This is a genomic window from Flavobacterium sp. AK-301 (genome assembly GCF_058310215.1).
Genome location: NZ_JBZEES010000061.1, coordinates 1 through 502 on the forward strand (window position 1 = coordinate 1; position 502 = coordinate 502).

General features: G+C 63.5%; 1 protein-coding gene. It reads right to left on the reverse strand.

Annotated features, from left to right (window positions below; translation table 11 throughout):
- Nucleotides 1-502: universal stress protein (locus tag AC4FQX_RS15250; RefSeq protein WP_491168576.1), on the reverse strand; the 502-nt coding region annotated here is incomplete at both ends.

Genomic DNA, 502 nt, shown 5'->3' on the forward strand with positions numbered 1-502 from the left:
CGTTGTATGAATACCGCGCGCATTCAGCGCACGCGCCACCTGACCCACCGTGGTTTCCTCGGCCCAGTGCTTTGGCTGCGTGCTTGTGATCTGCAGCACGTGCACATTGGTGCCCGTCATCATCGGCATGGCATCGTGCAGCGCACGGGCCGATTCGCGCCCGCCGCTCCAGGCCACCAGCACGCGTTGCGGCAATGCAGTGAAGTTGCCCGCATACGGCACAACCAGCACGGGGCGGCCCGACTCCAGGATCAGGGTCTCCACAAAGTCGCCGGCAATGAATTCATCCGGTTCATCGTGGTTCCGTTGCCCGACGACGAGAAGATCGGTCTCACGCGCTTCACGAAGTACGAGAGCCACGGGGTCGCCTTCCACTGCTCGCCACTCCGTTTCCACCGCAAGCTTCTCCGTCGCCAGGCGAAAGCGCGCGTGCACCGCATCCCGGATGCTGTCGCGCCGGATGCGGTCTTCCTCCAGATAGTGCGCAGCGTTCTCCATCATG